7 protein-coding genes are annotated in these 5,964 nt (G+C 57.3%); 4 read left to right on the top strand and 3 right to left on the bottom strand.

Translation table 11 applies throughout. The features are described 5' to 3' along the window. The 3 genes from NTW95_08735 to NTW95_08725 form a co-directional block, all read right to left on the bottom strand. On the bottom strand, window positions 1–304 hold a 304-nt coding region (locus NTW95_08735), incomplete at its 3' end, for a DUF1846 family protein (protein ID MCX6557495.1). 40 nt (window positions 305–344) lie between these two features. Continuing rightward, entirely contained in the window at window positions 345–647 is a 303-nt protein-coding gene (locus NTW95_08730) for a transcriptional coactivator p15/PC4 family protein (GenBank protein ID MCX6557494.1), read from the bottom strand. A gap of 18 nt (window positions 648–665) precedes the next feature. Beyond that, window positions 666–914 (bottom strand): hypothetical protein, encoded by a 249-nt coding sequence (locus NTW95_08725; protein ID MCX6557493.1) that lies wholly within the window; start codon window positions 912–914, stop codon window positions 666–668. Between the two features lie 382 nt (window positions 915–1,296). Between NTW95_08725 and gltX the strand changes: the two genes are divergently transcribed. The 4 genes from gltX to NTW95_08705 form a co-directional block, all read left to right on the top strand. Further along, window positions 1,297–2,787 carry a glutamate--tRNA ligase gene (gene gltX, locus NTW95_08720; GenBank protein MCX6557492.1) on the top strand — a complete coding sequence of 497 codons (1,491 nt, stop codon included), beginning with the start codon at window positions 1,297–1,299 and terminating at the stop codon, window positions 2,785–2,787. A 29-nt stretch (window positions 2,788–2,816) separates the two neighbouring features. Continuing rightward, the gene (locus tag NTW95_08715; GenBank protein ID MCX6557491.1) at window positions 2,817–4,514 is read left to right on the top strand and encodes a glutamine--tRNA ligase/YqeY domain fusion protein; all 1,698 of its coding nucleotides are present in this window, start codon (window positions 2,817–2,819) and stop codon (window positions 4,512–4,514) included. Window positions 4,515–4,621: 107 nt separating this feature from the next. Beyond that, window positions 4,622–5,407: a flavodoxin family protein gene (locus tag NTW95_08710; GenBank protein ID MCX6557490.1), complete on the top strand. Its 786-nt coding sequence runs from the start codon at window positions 4,622–4,624 to the stop codon at window positions 5,405–5,407. Window positions 5,408–5,497: 90 nt separating this feature from the next. Next, on the top strand, window positions 5,498–5,964 hold a 467-nt coding region (locus NTW95_08705), incomplete at its 3' end, for an isoprenylcysteine carboxylmethyltransferase family protein (GenBank protein MCX6557489.1).

Raw genomic sequence — 5,964 nt, 5'->3', positions numbered from 1 at the left:
CGTCGAGGGTGCGGAGGGTGGCCAGGTCGTAGGTGAGACCAAAGTCGCCCCTCACCCGACCACCCTGCACGTCGCGGGCGTTCACGCAGAACAGGATCTCGATGCGGTCCTTGAGCTTCAGGAGTGGGCGGATCTTCAGGTCCGGGTCGAAGCCGGGAAGCACGCGGGCCGCGTGGTAGTCGAACAGCAGCTTGCCGCCGAACTCCAGGTAGAGTTTGTCGTTGAAGGAATGGACCCGCTCCAGGATGGCCGCCGTCTGTTCGCGCAGGTATTTTTCGTTGTCAAAACCGATTGCTCTGGGCATGCGTGTTTTTTCCGGGCGGCTGCCGGTTTTAAGCGGCCGCTTACTGATCCAGCTGGATGGACTGGGCGACGAGCTTGATGAAATTTTCGAATTCAGCGAACTTGTCGAAGGAGAGGTTGATGCCTTTTTTCGTCCGCGCCCACTCCCCCGATTCGGCCTGGTACCAGTTGCGGATGCTGAAGTATTTCTTGTTCTTGAAGGTGGATATCGAGAAGACGAGCTTCTCGGTGGCTTTCATGTCCATGTAGCCCAGATTGAGCGATTCCTCGTCGTCCTTGATGAAATCGGGCTCCTGGATGGGCACCCCTTTGCGGATCGCATTTTTCAATTCGCTGAAATCCATGTTCTCTCCTGCTACGGTTTATTTTTCCTTGATGGTCTGGTCGAAGAATTCGGCGGCTTTTTTCTTCTTGGCCTGTTCAAGCGAACGGGCCTGGGAAAAGCGCTCGTCCACCGCCTCTTTTTTCTGCTTTTCCTTGTTCAGCAGCTCCTCGAAGGAGGACAGCTGCTTCTTCTCGCTGCGCTTGTGCTGGACCACGTTTTTCTTTTCCGCGTCCACCCACAGCTTGGCGTGGCAGACAGGGCATTCGACTTCGATCATTTTTTCCACGCTGGGATTCTAATATAAGATGGAGGGATTTTCAAGAAGCAAAATCATATCATTTCTGTTTTTTTAAATGGGCATATTAGCAGCGATATACTCAAACTCATCCCCTACCCCCACGTTGTGGTGTGGCATCGCTAAATGCTTCGCAAAGACTCAGCATGGCGATGCGTACCTTCTCTTGGGAAGAGAAGGGGAGTAAATAACTTTCCCCTCTCTTCTAAAAAGAGAGGAGGAGGCAGCACAAACCATTCGCCGACTTTGGCGAATGTGGTTTGTCTGCCCCTGAGGGGGGGTGAGTTTTTTTAAAGTGGATTAAATTATTAACCCCTGCTACACCGATATGGTTCATTGACAGCAGTGGCGAAATCGTGTAAAAATGCTCATTATGGCCAATTCCGAAAAGCTGCCCGCCCCGGTTGTCCGCTTCGCCCCTTCGCCCACCGGTTACCTGCACGTCGGCGGCGCTCGCACCGCCCTGTTCAATTTTCTCTTCGCCCGCCACCACCAGGGCACCTTCATCCTGCGCATCGAGGACACCGACCAGAAGCGCTACCAGCCCGAGGCTCTGGCCGAGATTTTCGCCAGCCTGAGATGGCTGGGATTGAACTGGGACGAGGGTCCCGAAGCCGGCGGCCCGAGCGGCCCCTATTTCCAGTCGCAGCGCACGGCGATCTACCGCGTCCACGCCGAAAAGCTACTGGCTGCCGGACGCGCCTATCGCTGCTTTTGTACCGAGGAGCGCCTGGGACAGCTGCGCGCGGAGCAGGAAAAGGCCAGGATGGCCCATGGCTCCGGCTATGACCGTCATTGCCGCGCCTTGAGCGCTGGCCAGGTGCAGCAGCGGCTGGCGGCGGGTGAAGCGCACGTGGTGCGGCTGAAGATCCCCGACAACCGCTCGGTGGCTTTCCGCGACCTGATCCGCGGCGACATCGCCTACGACAGCGCCCAGCTCGACGACCTGGTGCTGCTCAAGTCGGACGGCTTCCCGACCTATCACCTGGCCAACGTGGTCGACGACCATTTGATGAATATCAGCCACGTCCTGCGCGGCGACGAGTGGATCGCCTCCACTCCCAAGCACATTCTGATCTACGAGGCGTTCGAGTGGACGCCCCCCGTCTTCGCCCACATGCCGGTGATCCTGGCCCCCGACGGCGGCAAGCTCTCCAAGCGCCGCGGCGCCGCCTCGGTCCTCGACTACCAGCGCGCCGGCTTCCTGAGCGAGGCGCTGCGGAATTTTCTCGCCCTGCTGGGCTGGGCGCCGGGCGACGACCGCGAGCTGATGAGCCTGGAGGAGATGATCGCCGCCTTCAGCCTGGAGCGCGTGCAGGCCAAGGCGGCCGTTTTCGACGAGACCAAACTGGAGTGGATGAACGGCGTCTACCTGCAGAAACGGAGCGCCGAGTCGCTGCTGCCCGAACTGTGCGCCCTTTGGGAAAAGATGGCGCTGACGGAGGAAAGCCTCGCTGATGAGGCCTATCTGAAAAAAGTGATCGTCCTGTTCAAGGAGCGCAGCAAGAAGGTTGCCGAGATCGCCGATAGTTCGCGCTACTTCTTTGCCGACCCCGTCGCCTACGAGGAGTCGGCGGTCCGCAAGCACTTCAAGCCGGAAACTGAGGCCGTGCTGAAAGCGTTGAGCGCCGCCCTGGCCGTCATCGAGCCGTTCGACGGTGCGAGGCTCGAGGCGCTGTACCGTCGCATCGCCGCCGACGCCGGGCTGCCGGTCGGCAAGCTGATCCACCCGACGCGGCTGGCGGTCAGCGGCGTCAGCTTCGGCCCCGGTTTGTTCGAGATGCTGGAAACGCTGGGCAAGGAAACGGTCCTGCGCCGGCTCGGCCGCGCCCAGGAATATATCGCCGCCGGCAGCAAGGGCTGAGCTCATGGGCCGGCGGCCACGAGGTCAACATGGGAGCTGACGATTTTACCCCGGGTCTGAATTTCATCCGCAATATCATCGAAAACGACATCAAGGCCGGCAAGAACAACGGCCGCGTCCACACCCGCTTTCCGCCCGAGCCCAACGGCTATCTGCACATCGGCCACGCCAAGTCGATCTGCCTGAATTTCGGCCTGGCCGCCGATTACCAGGGGTTGTGCAACCTGCGTTTCGACGACACCAACCCCGGCAAAGAAGATGTGGAGTACGTCGATTCGATCATGGCCGACGTGCGCTGGCTGGGATTCGACTGGAGCGACCGCCTCTTTTACGCCTCCGATTATTTCGAGAAGCTGTACGAGTACGCGCTGCACCTGATTCGCACCGGCAAGGCCTATGTCTGCGCCTTGAGCGCCGACGAGATCCGCGCCTACCGCGGCACGCTGACCGAACCCGGCCAGGACAGCCCCTGCCGCGAGCGGTCCGCCGCCGAGAGCCTCGACCTCTTCCAGCGCATGCGCGCCGGCGAGTTTCCCGACGGCTCCTACGTCCTGCGCGCCAAGATCGATATGGCCTCGCCCAACCTGAACATGCGCGACCCGGTGCTGTACCGCATCCGCCGCGAAAGCCACCACCGCACCGGCGACCGCTGGCTGATCTACCCGATGTACGACTACACCCACCCCATCTCCGACGCCCTGGAAGGGATCACCCATTCCATCTGCACGCTGGAGTTCGAAGACCACCGGCCGTTCTACGATTGGATGCTCGACAACCTGCCCGTCCCCTGCCACCCCCAGCAGATCGAGTTCGCCCGCTTGAACCTGAACTATACGGTGATGAGCAAGCGCAAGCTGCTCGAACTGGTCGACAAGGCCCTTGTGCGCGGCTGGGACGACCCGCGCCTGCCGACCATCGCCGGCCTGCGCCGCCGCGGATACACGCCTGAATCCATCCGTGCCTTCGCCGAGGCCATCGGCGTGGCCAAGCGCGAGAGCATGGTCGATATGGCGCTGCTGGAGCACTGCCTGCGCGAGGACCTGAACAAACGGGCCCGGCGGGTGATGGCCGTGCTGCGGCCGCTGAAGGTGGTCATCACGAACTACCCCGAGGGGAAGGTGGAGCAGGTCGACGCCGAGAACAACCCCGAGGACCCCGGCGCCGGCACGCGCAAGCTCCCCTTCGTGCGCGAGATATATATCGAGCAGGACGATTTCCGCGAGGACCCGCCCAAGAAATTTTTCCGCTTGTCTCCCGGCAAAGAGATTCGTCTCAAGCATGCTTACTATATCCGCTGCGACCAGGTCATCAAGGACGCCGGCGGCGCCATCCGCGAGCTGCGCTGCAGCTACGACCCCGATTCGCGCGGCGGCTGGACCAAGGACGGCCGCAAGGTGCTGGGTACCTCGCACTGGGTGTCGGCCGCTCACGCCATCGACGCCGAGGTGCGCCTCTACGACAAGCTGCTCTCCGTCGCCGACCCAGCTGCCGAAAAAGATGAAAAGGACTTCAAGGAGTACCTGAACCCCGGCTCGCTGGAGATCCTTAAAGGCTGCAAGGTCGAACCGGGACTGGCTGACGCCAAGCCGGGCGAATTCTTCCAATTCCTGCGCCAGGGCTATTTCTGCGTCGATGCCGACTCCACGCCGGACCTGCCGGTCTTCAACCGCAGCGTCACCCTGCGCGACTCCTGGGCCAAGATCGAGAAGTCGCAAGGAGAAAAGTAGCCACCGAACCGATTCGAACGATCGCGGGCAATTTGCAGTCAGCCGTTGAAATTTCATCAAAATTTTCATAAAATCCCACTTGAATCCCTATCCGGTCAGGAGGCGCAATGAAGGAGAATACAGCAATAAAAGTCACCGCATTTATCGGCAGCGCACGAAAGGAGCATACTTACAATGCCACCGAACTTTTCCTGCAAAAGTTAAAATCACTTGGAGATATAGAATATGAAATAGTTCGGTTAAGTGATTATGATTTGGGAACTTGTAAAGGCTGCAGGGTATGCTTTGACAAGGGCGAGGAATTTTGCCAATTCAAGGACGACAGAGATGTGCTGATTGATAAGATCATGAATTCAGACGGAGTCATATTCGCATCTCCCAATTACTCCTTTCAAGTATCGGCATTGATGAAAATATTCCTTGACCGGCTTGGATTCGTTTTCCATCGGCCACGCTTTTTTGGAAAGGCATTCACCAGTATAGTGGCGCAGGGAATATATGGGGGAAGTAAAATCGTAAACTACTTCAACTTCATCGGCAATGCTTTGGGCTTCAATGTCGTTAATGGCTGTTGCATAAATTCGCTTGAACCGGTGACGGAAAAAGGCCGAAAAAAGATCGATAAGATAATCGACAGGCAAAGCAAAAGATTCTATGCAAAATTAATAAGGAAGGAATACCCGGCTCCATCCTTACTCAAGCTGATGGTGTTTAGAGCGGGACGGTCGAGTATGAAATTAATGCTGAATGGGAGCGATAAAGATTACAGGTATTACAAGGAAAAAGGCTGGTTCGAAGCGGATTACTATTATCCGGTAAAACTTAACCAGTTAAAAAAATTGACCGGGAAAATATTCGACAGGTTGGGAACGCAAATGGCAAGGAATCACTAATGGAAGTGGAGGGCAACCGATGAGTATTTCAGTCTACATCAAACGGCAACCGCTTGATTCCTAGAAAATTCGACAAATAAGGGGACGTTCATGGCAAACATCTTAAAGAATCAAAAAGGAATGAACATCGTCGGCCAGGGCGGGAAAATCATCCTGTTCATGCTGCCGTCTTTGATTGCAGCCATATGGGTCCATGCGCATTTCCCCCACATAGCCGCATTGCCCGACAGCTTCGGATTCATCAAGCCCGCGGGATATTTATTGCTGCTGCTTGGGCTGATCCTTTGGGGGGGCGCGGTCGTCCAGTTGATAGCTGGTTTTTCCAAAGGCAACCTGGTGACTACCGGCGCTTACGGCGTGGTCCGCAATCCCATCTACTCCAGCGTAACCTTCTTTATCCTTCCCGGTGTCGCGCTGATGACGCTGACTTGGGTTTATCTTGTTGCCTCGGTCTTTTTGTATGTTGGTGTCACGATATTTATCGGCAAGGAGGAGCAGCAGCTCACGAGGGCCTTCGGCAAGGAGTATGAAGATTATAGGGCAAGGGTTGATCGGCT

This window comes from Candidatus Aminicenantes bacterium (assembly GCA_026393795.1).
Classification (GTDB): Bacteria; Acidobacteriota; Aminicenantia; order UBA2199; family UBA2199; genus UBA2199.
Note: the sequence above shows the minus strand (reverse complement) of the source record. Positions and strands in the feature narration are given on the sequence as shown.